The organism is Klebsiella sp. GG_Kp173 (assembly GCF_040062415.1).
GTDB lineage: Bacteria > Pseudomonadota > Gammaproteobacteria > Enterobacterales > Enterobacteriaceae > Klebsiella > Klebsiella quasipneumoniae.
On sequence record NZ_JBEAFZ010000084.1, the window covers coordinates 35,086 to 57,731 of the forward strand.

General features: G+C 62.9%; 20 protein-coding genes. 7 read left to right on the forward strand and 13 right to left on the reverse strand.

Annotated features, from left to right (window positions below; all coding sequences use genetic code 11):
- Positions 1–29: 29 nt before the first annotated feature.
- The 4 genes from ABLU50_RS19930 to ABLU50_RS19945 form a co-directional block, all read right to left on the reverse strand.
- Positions 30–509 (reverse strand): Rrf2 family transcriptional regulator, encoded by a 480-nt coding sequence (locus ABLU50_RS19930; protein WP_004205761.1) that lies wholly within the window; start codon positions 507–509, stop codon positions 30–32.
- A gap of 274 nt (positions 510–783) precedes the next feature.
- Positions 784–1,176 (reverse strand): DUF6379 domain-containing protein, encoded by a 393-nt coding sequence (locus ABLU50_RS19935; RefSeq protein ID WP_087832468.1) that lies wholly within the window; start codon positions 1,174–1,176, stop codon positions 784–786.
- 11 nt (positions 1,177–1,187) lie between these two features.
- Positions 1,188–2,201, reverse strand: a complete 1,014-nt coding sequence (locus ABLU50_RS19940) for a TIM barrel protein (protein ID WP_023290705.1) — start codon at positions 2,199–2,201, stop codon at positions 1,188–1,190.
- Between the two features lie 20 nt (positions 2,202–2,221).
- Entirely contained in the window at positions 2,222–2,995 is a 774-nt protein-coding gene (locus ABLU50_RS19945; protein WP_053810053.1) for a TIM barrel protein, read from the reverse strand.
- 220 nt (positions 2,996–3,215) lie between these two features.
- On the opposite strand from ABLU50_RS19945, the gene ABLU50_RS19950 reads away from it, so the two are divergent.
- The 3 genes from ABLU50_RS19950 (at position 3,216) to ABLU50_RS19960 (ending at position 7,818) form a co-directional block, all read left to right on the forward strand.
- Entirely contained in the window at positions 3,216–4,673 is a 1,458-nt protein-coding gene (locus ABLU50_RS19950; protein WP_087832469.1) for an MFS transporter, read from the forward strand.
- A 128-nt stretch (positions 4,674–4,801) separates the two neighbouring features.
- A complete protein-coding gene (locus ABLU50_RS19955; protein WP_087832470.1) occupies positions 4,802–6,301 on the forward strand; it encodes a GMC oxidoreductase in 1,500 nt (499 codons plus the stop codon).
- Positions 6,302–6,570: 269 nt separating this feature from the next.
- Positions 6,571–7,818 (forward strand): MFS transporter, encoded by a 1,248-nt coding sequence (locus ABLU50_RS19960; protein WP_043521380.1) that lies wholly within the window; start codon positions 6,571–6,573, stop codon positions 7,816–7,818.
- Between the two features lie 11 nt (positions 7,819–7,829).
- On the opposite strand, the gene ABLU50_RS19965 is transcribed toward ABLU50_RS19960, so the two are convergent.
- Positions 7,830–8,474 carry a TetR/AcrR family transcriptional regulator gene (locus ABLU50_RS19965; RefSeq protein WP_048325409.1) on the reverse strand — a complete coding sequence of 215 codons (645 nt, stop codon included), beginning with the start codon at positions 8,472–8,474 and terminating at the stop codon, positions 7,830–7,832.
- Positions 8,475–8,676: 202 nt separating this feature from the next.
- Here ABLU50_RS19965 and ABLU50_RS19970 point away from each other — a divergent pair, with 202 nt between their 5' ends.
- The 3 genes from ABLU50_RS19970 to ABLU50_RS19980 are packed head-to-tail and all read left to right on the forward strand — an operon-like array spanning position 8,677 to position 12,834.
- A complete protein-coding gene (locus tag ABLU50_RS19970) occupies positions 8,677–9,771 on the forward strand; it encodes an LLM class flavin-dependent oxidoreductase (RefSeq protein WP_087832471.1) in 1,095 nt (364 codons plus the stop codon).
- A gap of 20 nt (positions 9,772–9,791) precedes the next feature.
- Positions 9,792–10,415, forward strand: coding sequence for an NADPH-dependent FMN reductase (locus tag ABLU50_RS19975; protein WP_087832472.1), 624 nt, complete (start codon positions 9,792–9,794; stop codon positions 10,413–10,415).
- Complete coding sequence (locus ABLU50_RS19980) at positions 10,390–12,834, forward strand: glycoside hydrolase family 3 protein (RefSeq protein ID WP_087832473.1); 2,445 nt, start codon at positions 10,390–10,392, stop codon at positions 12,832–12,834. The genes ABLU50_RS19975 and ABLU50_RS19980 overlap by 26 nt, the downstream gene beginning before the upstream one ends.
- Positions 12,835–12,970: 136 nt before the next feature.
- Here ABLU50_RS19980 and ABLU50_RS19985 read toward each other — a convergent pair whose 3' ends face one another.
- The 8 genes from ABLU50_RS19985 to ABLU50_RS20020 all read right to left on the reverse strand — a co-directional run bounded on the left by ABLU50_RS19985 (position 12,971) and on the right by ABLU50_RS20020 (position 21,145).
- Positions 12,971–14,281, reverse strand: a complete 1,311-nt coding sequence (locus tag ABLU50_RS19985; RefSeq protein ID WP_043521376.1) for a carbohydrate porin — start codon at positions 14,279–14,281, stop codon at positions 12,971–12,973.
- 197 nt (positions 14,282–14,478) lie between these two features.
- Entirely contained in the window at positions 14,479–15,681 is a 1,203-nt protein-coding gene (locus tag ABLU50_RS19990; protein ID WP_227665620.1) for an MFS transporter, read from the reverse strand.
- 228 nt (positions 15,682–15,909) lie between these two features.
- Positions 15,910–16,701, reverse strand: coding sequence for a cyclase family protein (locus ABLU50_RS19995; protein ID WP_057213233.1), 792 nt, complete (start codon positions 16,699–16,701; stop codon positions 15,910–15,912).
- Between the two features lie 3 nt (positions 16,702–16,704).
- Complete coding sequence (locus ABLU50_RS20000; RefSeq protein WP_060656647.1) at positions 16,705–17,688, reverse strand: fumarylacetoacetate hydrolase family protein; 984 nt, start codon at positions 17,686–17,688, stop codon at positions 16,705–16,707.
- Positions 17,666–18,025: a Rieske 2Fe-2S domain-containing protein gene (locus ABLU50_RS20005; protein ID WP_087832474.1), complete on the reverse strand. Its 360-nt coding sequence runs from the start codon at positions 18,023–18,025 to the stop codon at positions 17,666–17,668. The genes ABLU50_RS20000 and ABLU50_RS20005 overlap by 23 nt, the downstream gene beginning before the upstream one ends.
- Positions 18,025–18,945, reverse strand: coding sequence for a VOC family protein (locus ABLU50_RS20010; protein WP_043521370.1), 921 nt, complete (start codon positions 18,943–18,945; stop codon positions 18,025–18,027). Before ABLU50_RS20010 ends, ABLU50_RS20005 begins: the two co-directional genes overlap by 1 nt.
- Before the next feature lie 22 nt (positions 18,946–18,967).
- Positions 18,968–20,125, reverse strand: coding sequence for a prolyl oligopeptidase family serine peptidase (locus ABLU50_RS20015; RefSeq protein ID WP_048295393.1), 1,158 nt, complete (start codon positions 20,123–20,125; stop codon positions 18,968–18,970).
- Between the two features lie 120 nt (positions 20,126–20,245).
- Positions 20,246–21,145, reverse strand: coding sequence for a LysR family transcriptional regulator (locus ABLU50_RS20020; protein WP_043521365.1), 900 nt, complete (start codon positions 21,143–21,145; stop codon positions 20,246–20,248).
- A gap of 185 nt (positions 21,146–21,330) precedes the next feature.
- Between ABLU50_RS20020 and ABLU50_RS20025 the strand changes: the two genes are divergently transcribed.
- Entirely contained in the window at positions 21,331–22,452 is a 1,122-nt protein-coding gene (locus ABLU50_RS20025) for an FAD-dependent oxidoreductase (RefSeq protein WP_106479224.1), read from the forward strand.
- Positions 22,453–22,646 lie beyond the last annotated feature (194 nt).

The following is a 22,646-nucleotide window of genomic DNA, read 5'->3' on the forward strand; positions in this document are numbered from 1 at the left end:
GGCGGTTTTTTTTCGTCACCAGAAAATGATTAATGCGCTTTTTTAAACCGGGCGATCATTTCCGGTACCGGGTCGCAGCCGCTGGTATCGGCGTTTTTGAGCGCCTCCAGCGCGCTGGCCACGGTATGGCGAGCGAGGACGTTCAGCGAAGCCTGCTCCGCTTCGTCAGCGACCGATTTGAAGTACCAGCAGGCGTTGGCGCTGACCACGCAGCGGGCCGGGACCTCAGGACGCGACGCCCACAGTTTTTTATCTTCGATAACGGAAAGGTAGATATCACGCAGAGTGATTTTGTCCGCCGGGCGGCCAAGATGAATAGAGCCGTTGCGGCCAAGCGTGGAGACAATGATGCCGTCACGGGTGAGCGGAACCATTAATTTGCGGATAAAGCTCGGGTTGGCTTCCAGGCCGTAGGCCAGAATCGCACTCGTTGAACGTTCACCCATCTGCTCCGCCATTGCTACGCTGAGAACCATCTGCAAAGCTGTCGGGAAGCGGTAATCTAACATGGTTTTGTCCTGGGTTGCGGTGAATCTTGTTCTTTTTGGCACCGCAGAGGTGAGTAATCAATGAACAACAATATAACAAATACGGGAATTTTTTTGAAGCAATCTGCGGTTAGCCTGCGAAGTAAATTTTCTGATTTCGTCCGCAAAGACGGGCTGAGAAACCGCGCTCTTCCGTACCGGTTTTACTGAACGGCAATCTCCTCACCGTTTCCCAGTGACTGCCCCCTGCGTTAAAGAAATCCGCTGCCAGAACGGCAGCGGATCCTGCAGGGTGTTATGCCGTTAATTCCAGCTCGGTTTCAAAGGTGGTCACCGGCACAAACGGCAGATAGGAGATCCGCAGCCTCTCGGCCACCTTCAGGCGATGCCAGCCGGCCGGCAGGCCACCGGGTTTGAGCACCGTGATGGTCGCCTTTTCACCGAAGTTCCACCGGTCGTCGTAGACGCTCTCCAGCTCGTCGAGCGTCCACTCCCGGCCGCGCAGCGCCAGGCGGATCGCCTGCCGCGGGATGGCTTCGCCGTTGAGGGTCACGGCGATATCTTCCACCATCGACAGACCCAGACCGCGGTAGTAAGGCAGACGGGCCAAAAAGCACACACCGATAACTTCTCCGTCGCGGGTGACGTTACTGAAACCTTCGCGGCAGATAATATGCTGATCAAACATGATAATGCTCCTTACTGGCCCAGCAGCGCCGGGGGTGGGGTTTCATCTAACAGGCGACAGAACATCAGCTGCTGGCGGCGGACCTGCTCCAGGCTGTCCACCTCCTGCGCGTCTTCCACCCAGCGGTTGCCTTCATACTCGGAGCACACATACCCCTCATAGCCGCCCTTCTGCAGCACGCGGAAGATCTCATCGTAGGGAATCGACCACTCGCTTATCTCATCGGTCATCTCATAGAATTTGGCATGAATGTTGTGGATCCGCGGCATAAAATCGAGCATCCGCTTCGGCTCGAACGCCGCGTTGTGGCGCAACGTTTCCGCCATCGCCAGCTGCGGGCCCGGTCCCCATTTTTGCATCACATCCAGGATAACGTATTCGCTGAGCGTCCGCTCCTCATAGGCTTTCTCGATAAAATCCGCTGCCGCCTGTGGGCAACCGTTACGAATAAAGCGCTCTTTCCACACCCGCGGGAAGCGGGCTAAAAACATTCCCATATCCGGCAGGAAGCCCAGCGCCCGGGTATTGGCTTTTTCATAGGCTTCGGCATGACGAATAATCCACGGATGATCGAAATGCAGCGGGGCGTGCACTTCCAGCAGAATGGTGATCCCTTTGTCTTCCGCATACGGCGCCGCCGCCACCAGCACCTCCGGCGCCACGGAAACCAGAGAGCGGATAAAGCGCATGCCCAGCCGGGCGGCAAAATCGATGTCGTTTTGCACGCTACGCACCTGCTCGTCAAACGGCATCGGCCGGTCTTTATAACGCTTATAGTCGAGCATAAAGTCATGGCACACCGGCACCGTGTCATGGCGCTGCATCAGACGGTGCCAGTCGGCGATCGCCGCCTCCGGCATGCCGCACTCCGGCCAGCCGGCGAAGGTCTGTTCGCCGACGACTTCAATGCCGCGGGCGCCGAACGCCGCGCAGTGACCGATCGCCTGATCGAGGGACATCTTGCCGAGATAGGTCTCATTCTGAAAACTGTACAGACTGACGCCGCGTTTTATTTTCTGAGTCATAAAAGTACCAGGTAAGTTGGTTAACAGGATAAGCCGGTCGCTTCGCGGGCGCGGGCCACCGAGGCCGCTGCGGGCAGCGACGGTTTATACTCCAGGCCAATGGCCCCGTTGTAGCCCAGGCGTTGCAGCCGGGCGATCACGTCGGGCCACTCGCCGCTGCGCGGATCCGGTTCGTTACGATCCGGCGCCTGCGCTATCTGCACGTGCCCCACCCGATGCATTCTGCCGCCGAGCACCTCCTCCATCTCCTCTTCCATCACCATCGAGTGATAGACGTCAAACAGCAGCTGCAGCCGCGGGCTGTCGACCGCCTCGATAATGTCCAGCGCCAGCCGGGTGTTGTTTAAGAACATCCCCGGATGATCGATGCGGGTGTTGAGCGGCTCCAGCAGCAGAGTGACCCCGGCGGCTTCCGCCAGCGTCGCCGCCTGGCGCAGGATGTGGATCGCCTGCGCCTGCTGTTCGGCGATAGCCACCCCTTCGCGGCTGAAGCCGGAGGCCACCACCAGCGGCGGCGACCCTAGCTGGCGCGAGACCGCCAGGCTGTCGCTCACTGCCGCCAGAAACTGCTCATGCTCCGCCGGATCCACCAGGCTGCGCCGGGGCTCCACCACGAAGCTCGACAGCGTCACGCCGGTCTCCTCCAGCGCCTGCGCCAGCGCCGCCAGCGGTTTATCACGCCAGAGATGAAACTCAACATGGCTGAATCCCTGCGCTTTCGCTGCCCGGACCCGATCGCTGAAATCGGGATACTCTTCACGAAACAGCCATTCAATACATGCGGACAAATACATCCGACCCCCTTCTCTACTTGCCAGAACAAAACAAACAAAATTAGAATAAGAATTCTTATTCTGTTTCGAAGCGGCAGTGTGACGCCTTCCCTTCTGGCGTCGCGGTCAACAGCAGGATCCAACGCGGCATAACCAGAATGAGTGCTCTAATTCTAATCTCTGGTTGCTATAAATTGTCAACATCATTTAACAAGTTTTTAACCAAATTTGAAGGTACATCATGCTCAATAACGCTTCGGCGGCCACGGTTCAGGCGCCTCCCTATACCAGCGAGCGGCAGCGCACGCTGGCCACGCTGGTGGTTTCGATAGCGCTGGTGCTGGAGATCATCGACGTCTCGATCATTAATGTCGCCATCCCGGTGGTACAGCGGGATCTGCTCGCCAGCCCGCGGCAAATTGAATGGGTGGTCACCGGCTACCTGTTCTTTTTCTCCATTCTGCTGCTCACCGGCGGTCGGCTCGGCGATCTGTATGGCTACCGGCGGCTGTTTATCAGCGGCCTGCTGGCGTTTGGTGCCGCATCGGCCGGCTGCGGACTGGCCGCCAGCCCGGAGATGCTGGTGGCGATGCGTATTGCGCAGGGGGCCAGCGGGGCAATGATGGGCCCGCAAATTCTCTCCCTGATGCAGGTGCTGTATCGCCCGCACGAGCGTTTCCGGGTGATGAGTATTTTCGGCCTGCTCGGCGGCGCCGCCGGGATCCTCGGCCCAGTGCTCGGCGGGATCATCATCGAAAGCAATCTGTTCGGCCTCAGCTGGCGGCCGATCTTTCTGATCAACGTGCCGGTGATCGTTGTCGCCGTCGCTCTTGCCTGGCGGGCGCTGCCGGCGGTGCGCAGCCCGGAGGCCAAAGGTATCGATCCGCTGGGAACCCTGCTGGCGGTGGTGGGCGGCGGCGCGCTGCTGCTCACCCTGATCGAAGGCCCCGCCCTGCGCTGGCCGCTATGGATGGCGCTGCCGCCGCTGCTGTCGCTCATCACGGTGTCACTCCTCTGGCGTCATCTGCTGGGCCGTGAACGCCGGGGCGGCACACTGCTGTTGCCCCCCGCGGTGCTGCGCGACCGCTTCTTTCGCGCCGGGATCGTCATCACCCTGCTCTATCAGCTGACCACCGCCTCGCTGCTGCTGGCCACCGCGCTGATGCTGCAGAGCGGACTGGGCTTCAGCCCGTTCCATACCGCCCTGCTGCACATCCCCTTCGCCCTTGGGGCGATGTTTTCCATCGCCGTCGCCGGCCGCCGGCTATCGCCTCTCCTTGGGCGTAACGTGACGCTGGTCGGGGTGGCCGTGCAGATGAGCGGCCTGCTGCTGATGGGCTACGGGATCGCCACGGCGCCGGGGACGCTGGCGCTGACCGCGCTTGGTCTAGGGTTCGGCCTGTGCGGCTGTGGGATGGGGCTTATCTCCGCCCCGCTGCCGGCCTTTGCCATGGCGGCGATACCGGTGGCCCACGCCGGCGCGGCGTCGGGGTTATTTCGCACCGGCCAGCAGTTTGGCGCCGCCCTCGGCATGGCGACCCTCGGCGGCTTCTATCTGGCGCAAAGCGCCTCCGCACCGGATGCCTGGCGCGGGGCCTTTATCACCCTGCTGACCCTTGGCACCCTGATCCTGCTACCGATTGCCGCCGTCAGCCGCCTGCTGCCCGCCTCAGTGCTTCCCCCGGCGGGTAAGGCATGACCTATCGCGTCCGGCAATGGCTGCTATCATGAGGAACCATTTATCAGGACGCACCAGGCTGTAGTACCTATTTTCTGTACACCTGCAACGGGCATACGCCCGGAGAACAATAAAAGGTAAGAACTGATATGGATGAAAACATCGATGTACTGATTATTGGCAGCGGCCCGGTGGGCGCCGCCTTTGCCCGCCGAATTGCCGATCGCCGCGCCGCGCGGATCCTGGTGGTGGAAGCCGGCGAAGCGCTGACGTCCGCGACCGGGGTTAATATCCGCAACCTGGCGCCAGCGCAGCGGGAAACGGCCTACGACCGCGCCCGGGCGTTTCCGCTGGCCGCCCTGCCGGAGAACCTGCCGGCAGACGCCCTGCAGGCACGGCCCGGCACCCACCTTCTCGACCCGGCGGCGCCCCACAGCGGCATGCCGGCCGCCGCGCTCTCCACTAACCTCGGCGGCATGGGCGTCCACTGGACCTGCGCCTGTCCGCGACCGGGCGGCAGCGAAGTCATTCCCTTCCTCGATCCGCGGGAGATGGCCGACGCCTGGGAGTCGGCTGAGCATTATCTGCAGGTGACCCGCGAAGGATTTCCGTCCACCGCCATCGGCCGGCAAATCGTCGATGCCCTTAATCAGCACTTCGCCAGCGACCGTCCGCCGGCGCGGCTGGCGCAGCCTATGCCGCTGGCCTGCGCCGCGACGCCGGAGGGCAAGCCACGCTGGTCCGGCGTCGACGCGGTGCTTGGCGAGCTGGCGGAGGAAGAGACCCGCCGCCAGCGCGGGGTGGAGATCCGTACCGCCACCCTGTGCACCCGGATCCTCAGTGAGGACGGCGTCGCCTGCGGGGCGGAGCTGCGCGATCTGCGTACTGGCAAGCAGTACGTAGTGACGGCCAAAGCGGTAGTGGTCGCCGCCGATGCGCTGCGTACCCCGCAGCTGCTGTACGCCTCGGGCATCCGTCCGCGGGCGCTGGGGCGCTGGCTCAACGACCAGCCGCAGGTGATTGCCCTGATTGAAGTGGACGCCCCGCCGGCCGCCGCCGCGCCGACCTCCCCGCTGCGCGACGGACGGGACAATGTCTCCGGCGTCACCTGGCTGCCGTTCCATGAGCCTGATTTCCCGTTCCACGGTCAGCTGATGCAGATGGATACTTCGCCGATCGCCTTTACCCAGCCGCCGGGGACTCCGACGAAGCCGGTGGTGGGCCTGGGGCTGTTTCTCGCCAAGGAGCTGCGCGAGGAGGATCGAATCGTCTTCAGTGATGACACCGACGCCGTAGGGCTGCCGAAAATGCAGCTTAACTATCAGTTAACCGACGGCGATCGCCGGCGTTTACAGCAGGCGGTGGCGGTGACCGAACGCGTCGGCGCCGCACTGGGCCGCGTCGCGCCTGGCGGTGAGGCCATTATCCTGCCGGCGGGCACCTCGCTGCATTACCAGGGAACTTGTCGCCTGGGAGAAGCGAACGACGGCACCAGCGTGGCCGACCGCCGCTCGCGGGTGTGGGGTTTTCACAATCTGTACGTCGGCGGCAACGGCGTGATCCCCACCTCAACCGCCTGCAACCCGACGCTGACCAGCGTCGCGCTGGCGATCCTCGCCGCTGACGATATCGTGGCGCGCCTGCTGTAGCGCCTCTGGCTTACCGGGGCAAAAGCGGCCCCGGCTCCTCGCGAAAGGCGACATCGGTCGCCTTTTTATTGCCGCAAAACCCACATAAAACCAATGGTATTTTTGTTTGTGATGGATCACATACGTAATCACAATTTTTCCCCGCGCCGTTCCTGCTCCTACTCTTAAATCCGCGGCTATTCCCGCCGCCACCTGTATCCCTGACCTGCATACTAAAAAACCGCGCCGCCGCCAACGACAGGCGACCCGCGCGATAAAAGGAGAACGTCGTGAGCCATAGCCTGAATCCGCCCCACGCGCCACAAGCCGGCGCGATCCAGGGCATCATCATCGCCCTGACCGCCTTTCTGCCCATCCTGGCGATCGTTTCCCTGGCGCCGGCGGTCCCGACGCTGATCCAGCACTTTGCCGGGGTGCCTTATGTCGAAACCCTGGTGCCGCTGATGCTGACCGCGCCCGGACTGGTGATCGCCATCGCCGGGCCGTGCACCGGCTGGCTGGCGGATAAATTTGGCCGCCGTAAACTGCTGCTCAGCGCCACGCTGTTGTATGGCATCTGCGGCACTATGCCGCTGTACATCACCTCCCTGACCGGCATCTTTTGCAGCCGCCTCGGCGTCGGGCTGGCGGAGGCGGTGGTGTTGACCATCGCTAACACCATGCTGATCGATTACTTTGACGACAAACAGCGCCGCTTCTGGCTGACGGTGCAGGGAGTGATTGGCCCGGCGCTGGCGGTGCTGGTGCTGGCCAGCTCCGGCTATCTGACCGCCCTGCGCTGGAACGGCGCCTTTATGATCTACTTTGTCGCCATCCTGCTGTTCCTGGCGATGTACTTCTGGATGTTCGAACCGGCTCAGGCGGCCCGTCCGCAGCACGCCGCCCAGGCGGCGCAGCATAATCCGTTTCCGTGGCCGCGAGTGATCGCCCTCAGCGTGCTGACCTTTGTCTGCGCCATCATTTATTACGTGTACACCATCAATGGCGCCAACGCCTTTCATACCCTGCAAAACGCCAGCCCGCAGCGTATTGGCCTGATTATGTCGCTGGTCAGCCTCGCCGTGCCGGTCGGTTCGCTGCTGTTCGGTCTGGTCTCCCGCCGCTATACGCCGGAGCGCGTGCTCGCCATCATGCTCTGCCTGATGGGGATCGGGATGCTGGTGGTGGGTGAATCAAGGACGGCGATCGCCATGGGGATCGGCTCCGCCATCCAGCAGCTGGGAGCCGGCATGGCGATTAACGCAATGATTTACTGGGTAGGGTCGCTGATTCCGCCCGCCTACTGCGGCCGGGCGATGGGCGCCTGGTCCGGGGCCTTCTTCGCGGGCATGTTTGTCAGCCCGATCATCGTTGGCGCGATCCGCCTGCGGGCCGGGAACGATGTGCTGAGCGCCTTCCTGACGCTCGGCATCGCGGCGCTGGTGCTGGCCGCCGCGATATTTCTTTATACTTTCTCCCGCCATAGCCAGCGCCTGCGTCAGCACAAGCAGGCCAGCGCCTGGCAGTTAGCGAAGTAAAATCCCGCGGCTTAGCCGGCCTCGACGGGGGTAATCAGATAGCTCAGACACATCATGCCCAGATGGCGTTTGAGCTGTTCCCAGTCGCCCTCACCGGCGGCTTCCGCCGCCGATCCCAGGCCGAGGAAGCGCGCCAGCGCGGCATACGAAACCGTAAAGCAGAAGCGGGCGGCCTGCTCTGGCTCCGGGTGGCGGATCTCCGCCGCGGCATCGAGCAGCTGGTCGATAAAGGTCTGCTCGTTTTTCTGGTAAGCGGCTTTCCCAATTCCCGCCACGCGCTCATCATCCGCCCGCGCCATAAACGGCCGCAGGATCCCGGCATGGCGACGCAGATACTCCGCCTGGACATCCATCAGCGCCGGAAGCCGCTGGCGCAGCGGCAGGTTGCGCGCGTGCAGCTGCTGGATCAGCTGCTGCCATTCGGCGTCCAGCTCCTGCATCACCTCCATCATGACGGCGATAAACAGATCTTCTTTGCCGCCGAAGCGGGCATAGATCGAGCCGACAGAAACGCCCGAGCGTTTACTGATTTCAGCAATGGTCAGCAGCTCAAAGGTGCCTTCATGCAGGATTTCACGGCTGGCGGCCATCAGCCGCTCCAGCGCCACCCGGCTCCGGTCCTGTTTCGGCTGGCGCATCGCGGGAAGATCGGTCATCGCAGTTCTCACCTCTTTATCCATAGAAAACCCCCGCAGTGTATTGCAGTTAGCGACCGCGCTGCAAATTGCCCACCCGACTCCCCCGTCGGCGATGTGACAAAAGTGTGATGGCGGTCATTTTCATTCTTTGATAAACAACTAGAATCATAATTCTAGTTCTATTTAATAATAACAACCACCACACAACCCAGGAGTTGCTATGCGTTTCTCTGTTTTCCTCGTCGGCCGTTCCACCGCCCCCGAGCAGGATCGTTTTGTCATGCAGTCGCTGATCGAACATGCGCGCCAGGCTGAAGATCGCGGCTTCGATGCGGTCTTTATGCCAGACCATCACTTCACCGGCTATGCGCCGATGTCCAGCGATCCGTTTGTCTTCGCCGCCTACCTGGCCGGCCAGCTGAAAAAGATCCATTTCGGCATGTCGGTGACTACCGTCCCGCTGCACCACCCGGTGCGCTTCGCCGAGCGCGTTAACCTGCTGGATCAACTCACCGAAGGCCGCCTGCTGGTGGGCATCGGCAGCGGCACCACGCCGGAAGAGATGATCGGCTTTGGCGTGAACTATAAGGACGCCTCCAGCCTGCTGCAGGAGAACCTCGATCTGGTCCAGCGGCTGTGGGAGAAAAATATTGAAGACGATCCGATCATCTTCGAAACCGGCCACTATAAGGGCGCGGTGGTCCAGCGCATCGTTCCTGCCCCCTGGCAAAAACCCTTCAACCGCATTATGCCGGTGGCGCTGCGTGAAACCAGCATGCAGCGTGCCGCCGACAACGGCTGGCCGGCCTTTATTCCCGCGTTTACGCCGCCGATCCCGGCCAGCAACGATCCGTTTGGCCAGCTGACCCACTATTTCACCCGCTACCGCGATGCCCTGCTCAACGCCGGCCATAGCGACGAGGTGGTGAACCACTGCCTCTCGTGGACCACCCACACCTGGCAGTGCGTCCATATCGCCCCCACCGACGAGCAGGCCCGCGAGGAGATGCTGCAGATCATGGGCTGGTACCAGCAGGCCATCGACCGGGAATATGAGTACAACAAGCGAGCGGAAGAGTTTAGCGGCGTTACGCTGCACCGCCATCCGGACTGTTTCAGCGAAGAGTGGATCAAAACCTGGTGCCTGTACGGCAGCCCGGAGACCGTCGCCGAGGAACTGGAACGCCATCAGCGGCTGGGCATCGGCAACGTGCTGCTCGGCTTCACCAACGGCCCGCTGACCGAGGAGCGCCTGCGCCTGAGCCAGCAGTCGATCACGTTGTTCGCGGACCAGATCCTGCCGCGCTTTCGCTAATCCAACCGGGAGATCCTGCTATGAATAAGCCTGCTTTCTCACGCCCGCCGCAGCTGATCGGCATCGGCGGCACCACCCGCCCGGGCTCCAGCACCGAGCGCGCCCTCGCCGCCGCGCTGGCCCACGCCCGCACGCTCGGCGCGCAGACCCAGCTGTTCGGCGGCGCTGAACTGGCGGCCCTGCCGCCGTTTAATCCGGAAGTGACCACCCGCACGCCGCAGGAGACGGCATTTGTGGAAGCCGTGCGCCAGGCCGACGGCATTCTGCTGGCCTCGCCGGGCTACCACGGCGGGGTGTCTGGCCTGGTGAAGAACGCCATCGACCTGCTGGAAGATTTGCGCGGCGACAGCCGGGTCTATCTTGATGGCCGGGCAGTGGGCTGCATCGTCACCGCCGCCGGCTGGCAGGGTTGCAACACCACCCTCGGCGCCATGCGAGGGATCGTTCATGCCCTGCGCGGCTGGCCGACCCCGCTGGGGGTCACTCTCAACACCGCCGGCGTGTCGCTGTTCGACAGTGAGGGCCGCTGCACTGACGACGCGGTCCAGCGCGCGCTGGCCACCGTAGCCGAACAGGCGCTGGCCTTCGCCCCCGCCGCCCCCTTACGGAGACAAGCCGATGCCTTCGCTCAGTCTGTCGCTTAGCGTTGCCGAAAAAGCGCGGCTCACCGCCGGGATGGGGATGTGGTCCACCCACCCTATCCCCCACTCCACGCTGGGTTCAGTCACCCTGTCCGATGGCCCGATGGGGATCACCGGCGGCCGGGTGGACGAGCGGGATATTGCCCTGCTCAGCCCCTGCGGACTGGCGCTTGGCGCCAGCTGGGACCGCCAGCTGGTCAGCCGGGTTGGCGGCGTCATCGGCGAGGAGGCGCTGCGCACCGGAACGCAGGCGCTGCTGGCGCCTAACCTGAACCTGTTGCGCAGCCCCCTTGCCGGCCGCGCGTTTGAGCTTTTCGGCGAAGACCCACGGCATATCGCCGAGCTGGGCGCGGCGTGGATCGACGGCGTCCAGCGCCAGGGGGTGGGCTGCATCGTCAAACATATGGTTTGTAACGATTCAGAAACCGATCGGCGGACCATGAACGTCGTCGTCGATGAAGCCACCCTGCGCGAAGTCTATTTCTGGCCGTTCGAAGTGGCGGCCAGCCGCGGCGTCTGGGGCATGCTGACCGCCTATAACCGGGTGAACGGGATCTATTGCGCCGAGCAGCATCAGGCCATCAGCCAGTGGCTGAAGCGCGATCTCGGCTGGGACGGGCTGGTGATGTCCGACTGGTTCGGCACCCAGAACGGCCCGGCCAGCTTCCGCGCCGGGCTGGATCTGGAGATGCCGGGCCCGGCCCGCCATATGGGCGAGCGCCTGCTGCCCGCGCTGATGGATACCGACAGCGACGCCCGGCGTCTTGACGATGCCGCCGCCCGGCTGGCGCGGCTGGCCGAACGGGTCAGCCATCCTCTGCCCTGGGATGGCTCTGCCTCCGCCCAGGCGCAGCGGCGTCACACCCTCGAAGAGGCGGCGGCGGCGGGCTTTGTCCTGCTGCACAATCGCCAGCGGCTGCTGCCCCTCGCCGCGCAGGCGGGACAGCGGCTGGCGGTGATTGGCCCCAACGCCACGACGCCCTGCTTCCAGGGCGGGACCTTTGCCAGAGTGGCGCTGATGCCGGGACTGATCTCTCCTCTGGAGGCCATTCGCCAGCGCTTTTCCGCCGCTGGGGTCGAAATAAGCTATGCCCAGGGGGTGGAGAGCGATTACCGCATCCCACCTCTGCATCATTTGCCGCTGCGCACCGCCGCCGGCGAGCGCGGCCTGGACGTTGCCTACGCCACCGCTGACGGGGGCGTGGTTCATCAGGAGGTGCGCGACGCCTCCTCGCTGATCTGGTTCCGCGATATGCCGGGCGTCGGCGACATGCTGCGCCTGACCGAACGCGCCACCGTGACGGTAAGCTGCCAGTTCACCGCGCCGGTGAGCGGCCGCTACGGCTTCTGGATCGGCGGCACCGGGGAGATCGCCCTCCAGCTGAACGGCGAGCGCGTGGCGACCTTCAACGGCGAGGCGCTGGAGGGGGATATCATGGGCAAGCTGATGCAAGCCCCGCATACCCGTCTTGAATTTCCGCTGCAGGCGGGGGAAAACCTGACCTTCCGGGCCGAGATGGCGCTGGGCAGCAGTATCGCCCACGGCATCTGGTTCGGCTGCCAGCCCCCGCAAACCATCGACCTGCTGCAGCAGGCGGTCGACCATGCCCGGGCGGCCGACAGCGTGGTGCTGGTGATAGGCGAAACGGCCGATGCCGGTCTGGAGAGCATCGACCGGGACGCTACCGCGCTGCCGGCGCATCAGGTTGCCCTGATCCGCGCCGTCTGCGCGGCGAACCCGCGGACGGTGGTGGTGCTGAATGTCGCCCATCCGGTGGATACCGGGTGTCTGGCTGACGCGGCGGCGGTGATGGTCGTCTGGTATCCTGGCCAGGAGTTTGGCCCGGCGCTGGCCTCGGTGCTGGCCGGGGATCGTGAGCCTGGCGGTCGCCTGCCGGTCACCTTCGCCCAGCGCCTGGACGACTATCCGGTACGCAGTCTGACGCCGGACGCCGCGGGGGATCTCTGGTATCACGAGCGCCAGCAGGTAGGCTATCGCTGGTTTAACGCCCGCGAACGCCCCGCCGCCTGGGCCTTCGGCCACGGTCTGGGATATGCTGATATCACCCTGAGCGCCGCTGCGCTGACAGGCGACGAGGTGGATGCTCTGCAGCTGCGCTGCCGGTTGGAAAACCGCGCCGCCCGCGCCGGGAAAGCAGTGGTCCAGCTCTACCTGCGGGGGCCGGAGACGGCCTGGTCGGCGCTGGCGGAGTTTGCGGCGGTCAGCGTCCCGGCGCACGACGAGGCAGCCCTGACCCTTGTCCTGCCGCGTCACGCGCTGCAGCGTTGGCAGGCACCTGCCCAGGAATGGCACCTGGCCAGCGGCCCCTGGCAGCTGGCGGTGGGTTTCGCCAGCGACGATATCCGGGCAACCTTTGACTTCGTGCTAACTCCCGACGGGAAAATCAGCCACCGGGGCTAAGCCCGGACCGATGGCAAAGAGGGTCGGCAACGTGCCGGCCCTCTTTTTTTGTTCCTGCGCCAGCCGGTTCGCGATAAAAAAACCGCCCGGCGGCAGCGTACCGACGGGCGGGATTAAAATCCTCGGGCGGTCTGTGTCAGAAGTTCCAGTACATCGAGGACTGCCAGAGGACCGCCGACTCATGCTTCGGCACCAGCGTCGGGTTATCCTGCCAGGTGATACCGTTGATCCAGTAAATACCTTTCGTCACGCGCAGGGCGTGCGACAGGGAGATGGCGTTGATGCTCTGCGGCGCCTCCATTCCCGCCTCGCCGACATAATCGCGGAACTTCTTACTGATAAAGGAGCGGGTGTAGCCCAGCGAGGTCATATCCTGCTCGCGGCCGGGAAACAGGCCGATGTCAAAGAAGGTCACCTGGAAGTCGCTGGTGTAAGCATTGCGATCGTCCGGAGCATAGTCCGCTTTCACATCGAGATACAGCCCCAGCGGAAGCCCCTTTTTCGGCTGGGTCAGCTGCATGGTGTTGGCGACGTAGAACGCATAGTTACTGCTGCTGTCGCCGGGCTGGTCAAAATACTGGTAGTGCGAGGTATTATAGATAGCCCCGGCGCGGAACCACAGCGAGCGCTGCGACTCGCCCGCCGCCTGCTTAAAGCCAAACTCGTTTACCAGGATCGGGTTGGCGCCATCGACGTGCCATTTCAGCCCCGAGGGGTTCTGCTCCACGTCGTCGAGGTGTCCGGCAGGCGACATACTGCGGCTGACGGCAAAGTTGTTATAGAATTTCTTATCGCTGTCGCGGACGATGGCGGTGAAGGTCGGCGTCGGCGCATTGAGGCTGATCCCCACCTGCACCGGTATCACGCTGGTCGGCCCCAGCGCGGCTGAGGAGGAGTTGCCCCCCAGCACCATGCCGTAAAACTGACGAATTAACGGATAAAAACCATACTGCAGCTCCAGCTGGCCGTTTAATAAGGGCTGGTTCACCGCCAGCACCGCAATATTATGCAGTTCCGGATAGCTGTCATGATAATTCGAGGTCGCCCACTGGGGAGAAAAAGTAAATTGCGCGTCTTTGCTAAAACCAATTCGACTTAAATCATAGGTGACGTTCAGCGACATATTTTGTGACCAGGTAAAATTCTGCCCGGCATATTGTTGCGGGTCGGCGGACTGGCCTTTCAGATCGTACATCACCATCGGGTTCCAGCTTAACTGGACACCCCAGCCACGGTCGGCCAGCGCGCTGCGAAAGCCGCCAATATCGCCGATGAGCGATTCGCAGGTCGACGGAGGGCTGACAACCTGCGCTGAGCGGGTATTCAGTTTATCCAGTTGCTCACAGGTCCAGGTATCGGCCAGCGCGGTGCTGGAGAATATCGCCAGCGTCAGCGCCGAAAGTGGAAAAACTATTTTCTTACTTACGTCGGTACAGCAGAGACTCATAATAAACCCTCATTTTTATTTTTTGCAGGTAAGATGCGCCATATCGTGAAAAATAAATTGGTCACAATATGTTTATTAACAGGGATTAATTAGGCTGAAAGTTAACGCTAAATAAGGTGTACACTTTTTCTAAATAATGGCCTCCCCTTCCCGCCGGAAGACCGGCGGGCGTGTGGTAATGATGTCGTCAGGTGAAATTAACGAGCCAGCGCGCGGCGGCCCCCCATCCGGGCGCTGGCGATACCCGTCGCGCCGGCGATAGCCAGCGTCAGCAGCGCAAACAGCAGCAGGCTGTCCTGCATGCTGCCGGTCATGCCATTCAGCAAGGTCATCAGAACCGGGCTGATGAACATGCCGAGGAAAAAGAAGGTGTGCCAGATGCCGATCCCCGTCGCCCGGTGCGGCGCCGGCAGGGCTTTCATCATCCAGGCCAGCATCAGAGGGATCAGCATTCCGTTACCGACCTGCGCAACGAACGCTGCCGCCACGCCGGCCAGCGGATTGTGGGCCACGGCGATAAACAGCAGCCCGAGGCCAAAAATGGCGTAAAAAAGGAAAAACTGCCTGTCGACGCGCTGCCTGGCGTTGCGGCCATACAGCCAGGCGCCCAGCGGCACGCCGACGCCGGCAACGGCGGTAGCGATGCCAATCTGGCTGCTGGAGGTCAGCCCGAGCTGACTGAACACCTGGCTTATCTGCAGCGGTTCGAGAAAATAGAGGATCGCGCTGGCGAGGGTAATCAGGCCGATCGCCGCCATTTTGCGTCGTGGAAAAGCGACAGCCTCCTCGCCAGCGACACTGTCCACGCGACGGCGCGTCGCCGGCTCTGCGGTGAACAGACACAGGCCGATAAAGACCGGGATCGCCAGAGCATACAGGTAGATCGGACCATACCAGCCCAGGGTTCCCAGCAGGCCAGCGCCCAGCACGATCAGCGTCGACAGTATCGAACCAATGCCGCTCTGCACCGCCAGCCATTTGCTGCGCGCCTCGCCGGTAAAGTAGTCGCCAATCAGCGCATTGGCGGTGGTAAGAATAAAGGCGTCGGCAATACCCATCACCAGCCGCGCCAGCAAAATGGCATACAGATCGTCGAGCATCACCGGCAGCAGGCCAAACCCTGCGTACAGAGCGGTGGCGGCAATCAGCAGGCGGCGACGGCTCAGGCGATCGCCTACCATCCCCGCCAGCGGAGCCAGCAGCGCCATGCTCGCCGCCGGTATGGTGATGATCATCGGCACCAGCAGCTGGGCGTGCGGCTGCGCGGCAAAATGACTGAACAGGAGCGGCATCACCGGCAGCATGGTCAAGGTCCCCATGATCGGCAACAGTGCCGCCAACATCAGTAACATCGCCTGTACGGCCCCCGCCTCGCGCGGGGTTGCTGAAACCTTGTGCATCACCATCTTCCGCTCTCCGTCACTGCTCTTTATTTAGAATATGAATTACAGTTCTATTTTTTATCGGTAAAGAAAGGCGTTTTACGCCCCGGCTTAATGGCTGGAAACGCATCAGCGAACTCAGCACATATACCGTTCTACCCTACCGGATGCAGGTGGCATGGACTGCGATTGCTATCACAATTAATACAATGCATTCACATTAAATTAACATAATCATCGACGCCTTCAGGCGTCGACAATCGCCACCGCGCGAATAAACCCAGCCGAGCCGCGGCGGATCTTGTAGGGAAAACAGCTCACCCAGAAGCCGTGGTCGGGAAGCTGCTCCAGGTTACTCAGCTTCTCCATTTGCCCATAGGCGATCTCCCTGCCGGCTTTATGCCCCTCCCAGATCAGCCCGGCGTCGCCGCTGGCCTGAAAGCGTTCGCGGGTAAAGTGGAAGGGTGCATCCCAGCTCCAGGCGTCGGTGCCAACCACCCGTACCCCCTGCTCCAGCAGCCACAGCGTCGCCGCCCGGCCAATGCCGCAGCCGCGCTGCAGGTAATCCGGCTGGCCGTAGCGGGCGCCGGCCGCGGTATTGATCAACACAATATCCAGCGGCGACAGGCAATAGTCTATTCGCGCCAGCTCGCGCTGCAGATCCTCCGGCTGCAAGATCGCCCCATCGGCGACATGGCGAAAATCCAGCCGGACGCCGGGGCGCAGGCACCACTCCAGCGGCAGCTCATCGATGCCAAACGCCGGTTCGCCGCCGTTGGTGGTCGAGCTGTAGTGCCAAGGGGCATCCATATGGGTGCCATTGTGCGGCGTCACGGTCAGGCGCTCCGAGGCCCAGGCCTCCTCTCCCGGCATCTGCGCTTTTTCCAGCCCCGGGAACATCGCCGCCATTTCCGGCCATCCCTGCTGATGATCCTGATACTCAATGTTCGGCAGCAGCGGCGGCGGATCGGTCCAGGGATTGTTGTCCAGGGTGACGGAGAGGTCGACCAGCCGACGCCCCTGTAAAAGATTGATCATGGTTTACTCCGTTAACATCACAACGTGTTGATCCAGTACGCCAAACAGCGGCCGGCCATCGGGGGCGTGGGCTTCCATCGTCACCCGCTCCCCTGGGGATAAAAACGGCGTGCGCGGCTCGCCGAAGGCCAGCATCTCTATGGCCCGCACCTCGGCGATACAGCTGGCGCCGCGGCTGGCGTCCGGCCCGGACACCGTGCCGGAACCCACCACCGTCCCGGCGCGCAGACGGCGGGTCTGCGCCGCATGGGCAATCAGTTCGCCAAAATGGAAATGCATCTCGCTACCCGACTGGCAGCCAAACGGCTTGCCATTGCGGGTCACCTGCAGCGTCAGCGCCGCCCGCCCGTGCTGCCAGGCCTGCCCCAGTTCATCCGGGGTAAGGGCCACCGGTGCAAAGGCCGAGGCGGGTTTGGCGTGAATAAAACCAAACCCGGTCTGCATCTCGCGCGGCGCCAGCGCCCGCAGACTGATATCGTTAAGCAAGACGATCAGGCGGATACAGCTCAGCGCCTGTTGCGGCGAGCAGCCCTGCGGCACCTCGTCGACGACTACCGCGAACTCGCCCTCAAAGTCGAGGCCATCCTCGACCCGGCGGCAGACTATCCCGGCGTGGGGGGCAAGAAAGTCGTCCCCGCTGCCCTGATACATCAGCGGCGTCTGGTCGGCGCCGGCAATCGGCGGCAGGTGAAAGGCCCGCTGCATACGCTCGCCATGGCTCAGGAAGGCCGAACCGTCCAGCCACTGCCACGCCCGGGGCAGCGGCGCCAGCAGGCGCCGGGGATCATAGGGCTGCGCCGCCGGATAGCGGCGCGCATTGAGCGCCTGATAGCGCGCCTGCAGCGCAGGCCACACCCGCGCGGCCTGCTCCAGCGCCTGCTGAAGCGTCGGAGCGATATCCGCCGCATCGGCCATCAGCGTCAAATCGCCCGAGACCACCACCAGGCAGCCGTCGCGTTCACCGTTATCTCGTGTTGCCAGTTTCATGACCTGCGTCCTCCAGCAGACATAGCCAGCCGTCGGCGTCCACGTCGCCAGCCAGCGGACTCAGACGTTGGCCAGCGCAGGCGCCCTGCACGCAGAGGCCGCTGTCCGGCATAAAAATCGCCCCGTGGGCGAAGCAGACCAGCCGGTCGCCCCGGGCGTTGAGAAAAGCGTCCTGCCGCCAGTTCATCGGGGTATCGAGATGCGGACAGCGGTTGCGCCACAGATAGAGCGTTCCCTGATAGCGGCAGGCAATCACCGTCGCCTGCCCGCTGCCCGTGGGGTCAAATCCCCGCGCCTGGCCCTCAGCCAGGCTGTCGGCACGGCACAGGCGAACCATCAGCGGGCGTTATCCGGACCGGGAGCCCACTTCTCGCGATACCCCAGCAGGAAATATTGCGAGTTATCGGCCCCCGGCAGCGCTTCGCGCGGCTGCCAGTGGTCATCGTGCTGATCCATATCGGCGTCGTATTCGATATGACACCCGAGCGGGCTGTTGAAGTACCAGAACCAGTTCGATCCCAGCTGATGGCGCCCCGGTCCCCAGAAGGTCTGATACCCCTTCTGCTGAAAGCGGCTGCCGGCCATCATCAGCTCGGTGGGTCCGCCGAGGTGGAAGGTAAAGTGTTCAATGCCGGTCATAAACGGCGGGGCCTGGATCAGAAACAGGGTATGGTGATCCTGGGTGCCGGCGGGTCGCAGGAAGGGGCCGACGTGGGTGAAGCGATCGGTACAGACAAAGCCCAGCCGTTGATAAAAGGCTTCCGCACGCGCGGCGTCCGGCACAAAATAGACCACATGGGAGAGCGAACGCGGCTCTGCCGCCATGTCGGCGCTGGCCCCGGTCTGATTGACCGGCCGCCCGGCGCGATCCCCCGGAGCGTTGATTTTCTCACCTTCCCGCTGCAGCGGCTGGCGCTGGCTGACGCGAAACCCGAGGGCAAAGCCGGCATCATCGACGCAGCGCAGCACGCCGTCGGCGCCAAGTTTCACCTCGCGATCGCGGCGCAGCGTCTCGGCAATAGCCTCAAGCGTGGCGCTATCCGCCACGCCATAGACGGTTTCCCGCAGCTGGCTGCCGCTGGGCAGCGCCGCGGGCAGCGACGGATCGTCACGTCCCCGCAGCAGCACCCCGGTGCCATCCAGCGCGCTAAAGAAACCGTTCTCCTGCTCGCGTAAACCGTAGTCGATAAGAAACTGTCGACAGCCCGCCAGGTCATCGACGCCAAATACCAGATAATCCGGACCAAGAATATTCATCGCGGTTGTTCCTTATGCGTGTTCAGGCCACCCGGCCGCCGAGGGCTTCCGCCACCCAGTCAGCGATGTAGTGCCCGGCGTTAATTGAGTTGTCGAAGCTGGAGTGCTGCACACCGCCCTCGCGGTCAGTGAAAATTTTCAGCTCGCGGCGCGGGCTGTTCACCAGCTGGTCGTAGGTGCGCTGCGCCCATTTCACCGGGATCTGCGAGTCCTTTTCACCATGGGTGACGAGAAAAGGCACCCGTATGCGATCAAGAATGCCGTCGAGATGGACGTTCTCCGCGATGCGCATAAAAGCGTCGATATCCTCGCCGCCCCACACCCAGCGCACGTGCTGCCAGTAGTGCGGTACCGGAAAATCCCCTTCGCGTTCGCGGCGGCGCTGCTGCACCTCTCGCCAGTCGTGATTGGCGCCCCATACCACGCCGCAGGCGAAGCGCGGCTCAAACGCCACCGCCCGCGGGCAGTAATAGCCGCCCAGCGAGACCCCTTCCATGCCGATGCGCCCGGCATCCACCTCCGGGTGCTGTTCCAGCCAGTCAACGATGCGGCTGGCCCAGTGCTCGCTGTCATAGCGGGCCTGCATGTCGTGAAGACGTAGCGCTTCGCCGGTTCCCGGCTGGTCGACCACCAGCGAGGAGACGCCGCGCCGCGCCAGCCACTGCGGCAGCCCAACCAGATATTTCATCTCTTTGGTGGAGTCGAGACCGTTGACCTGCACCAGCAGCGGCGCGCGGCCGGTCATCCCTTCGGCGCGGACATAAAGCGCCGACAGGGTTTTGCCCTCGTAGGGGATAGTCACCCGCTGACAGTTAGCATGGGTATGGTGCAGCCCGGCGGCAAAGACATCGAGAAAGCGGCGGTACAGCGCCTCGCGGTCCGGCGCGCCATGCGCCTGCAGGCGCTCGCAGGTCAGGTAATAGTTGGCCGCCCGAAGATACTTCTCGCCTGCCGACAACCGCCGTCCCCGCGCTTCATCTTCGCCCGCCAGCGCGCATAATTTATCGGCCATGCGGGACCAGGTTTCCCGGAACGCGCGGGTGCCTTCGGCGTCGGGATGCTCGGACGCGGCCAATAGCGGCGCGCACATCTCTTCGATCTCACCGATGCGGGCGCCCATCTCGATGGAGAGATCCACCGACAGGTTCCAGACATAGTTTTTAGGGAAATAGCGAAACATAGGGTCATCCTTCAACATTCAGTCGCAATCGCTGTAGCGCAGGCACTGTCACATAAAGCACCTGCAGGCGACCAATCATGTCTCAGGATGTCAGGTATCGACGGGAACAATACCAGTGGGTTAGCGTGCGCTGGCGACGATTTTCGCTTTCAGCCAGCCGAAGATAGGATCGTTATCCAGCGAGCGGTGCCAGCCGATAAATTCGCGCATCACCGGCAGCGTCACCGGGACCGGGAAAAGACGCAGCGGCAGCATCGCCGCATACTGCTCCGCCAGCCGCCGGTGCAGCGTGGCGATCCGCGAGGTGCCGATCAGCAGCTGCGGAACGCAGTGGTAGCTGTGGGTCACCACCTCGATACGGCGGCTGAGCCCCGACTCGGCAAACAGATTGCCCTCCAGCCCCGGCTGCCGCTCGCGGCCAAAGACCACCGACACGTGCCCCAGCTGTTGCCAGGCATCGAGGGTCAGCGCCTCGCCGGTGTGGGGATTGTCCGCCCAGGCCAGGCAGACAAACTCTTCGTCAAACAGCGCTTCGGCGGGATGGTCGGCGGCCATAAAACGCTCCGGCGCCACGATGATATCCAGCTCGCCGCGGTTGAGCATGCCGGTGGACTGGGCGTCCGGCGAGAAAAACTCAAAGGTCATATTCGGCGCCTGCAGGTGCACCGTTTGCAGCGCATCCTTCAGCATCACGTTGATCACGTAATCCGAGGCCATAATGCGGAAATGGCGCTTGCTGGTTGCCGGCTCATCCACCGGCCGGCGGGCAATGGAGGTCTGAATTTTCATCAGCACGTCGCGGACCGGCTCCCGCAGTTCTTCCGCCAGCGGCGTGGGCCGCATCTTTCTGCCCACCTGGGTGAGCAGATCGTCCTCAAAGTAGGTGCGTAACCGGTTGAGCACCCCGCTGGTGGCTGACTGGGTCATATGCAACCGGCCCGCGGCGCGGGTGATGTTCTGTTCGTCAAGTAACACATCTAGTGCCACCAGTAAGTTCAGATCAAGATGTTGGTAACGCATGGGTCCCCCGGCGAGAAATGGCGTGCTTATCCTGTGGCTGAATTTAACTTTTCTGCAACTTTTTGTTTTCAATTTCCACGGCGATATCGTTTTTTGCGATAGCGATCATTCTTTATCGCGATTAGTCAGCGCGCCGCTGGCCTGGTTAACGTCCTCTACTCTGTACCCTGGAGAAAACAGCTACGATGAACATCAATAACGTATTAATCGTTGGCGGCGGCATCGGCGGTCTGTGTACCGCCATCGCCCTCCGCCAGGCCGGCGTCGCCGTCGATGTCGTAGAGATCCAACCGCAGTGGCGGGTCTACGGCGTCGGTATCATTCAGCAGAACAATGTCGTGCGCGAAATGCAGCGGCTTGGGGTGCTGGAACGCTATCTGGACGCCGCCTGGCCGTTTGACAGCGTCTCAGTGCACACCATGAGCGGCCAGCAGCTAGCCAGCTTTCCCGGCCAGCGGCTGGCCGGTGAACAGTTCCCGGCCAACGTCGGCATCTCCCGCCTGGCCCTGCACAACGTACTCTGTTCCACCGCCCGGGAGCTGGGGGTCCGACTGACCACCGGCGAGAGCATTGACGCCTTCCGTCAGGTTGACGATGCGGTTGAGGTGAGCTTCAGCCGTGGCGGTCAGGGGCGCTACGATCTGCTGGTGGGTGCCGATGGGATCTACTCCCGGGTGCGTGGCATGCTGTACGGCGAGCGCTATCGCCCCCGCTTTACCGGTCAGGGCGTATGGCGCTACAACTTTCCGCGACCGCCGGAGGTGGACCATCTGATGTGCTTTATGGGCGAGAGCTGCAACTGCGGGCTGGTGCCGCTGGGGGACGATCTGATGTATCTGTTTATCACCTCCCACGAAGCGGATAACCCCCGCTACGCCCGCGATCAGCTGGCGGCGGAGATGCGCCGCCGTCTGCCGCCCGGCGCGGGGTTGCCGGGCAGCCTGCACGAGCATATCGTTAACAACGACGAGGTCGTCTATAAGCCGCTGGAAGAGCTGTTCGTCGACGATCCCTGGTATCAGGGACGCATCGTGCTGGTGGGCGACGCGGTTCACGCTACCACTCCGCATCTCGGTCAGGGGGCGGGCATGGCGATTGAGGATGCCATCGTGCTGCGCGAAGCGCTGCAGCAGACCGACAGCGTCGCGGCCGCGCTGGCGCACTTTGACGCCCGCCGCCGGCCGCGCTGTCAGCAGATCTGGGCCGCCTCGCTGCAGGTGGGCGAGAGCGAGATCCACCGCGATCGCCATTTTGACCGCCAGCGGGCGATCGGCGATATGATGACCCTGACGGCGAAGCCGATATAAGCCCTGCCCGGCGCCCTCCGCCGGCCACGCTGGCGGATTATTCCCCTGTTCATTGGCCGGCACTCCCCTTTCACCCGCCGCTAATCCCTTGTCAACGACGATATTCTTCTCGCGCAGTATCATATTTGACACCCCTGCGCTCCCATGGCTAAGGTATATTTCAGCGCTCCCCTTCATCATGGAAAGGAATATAC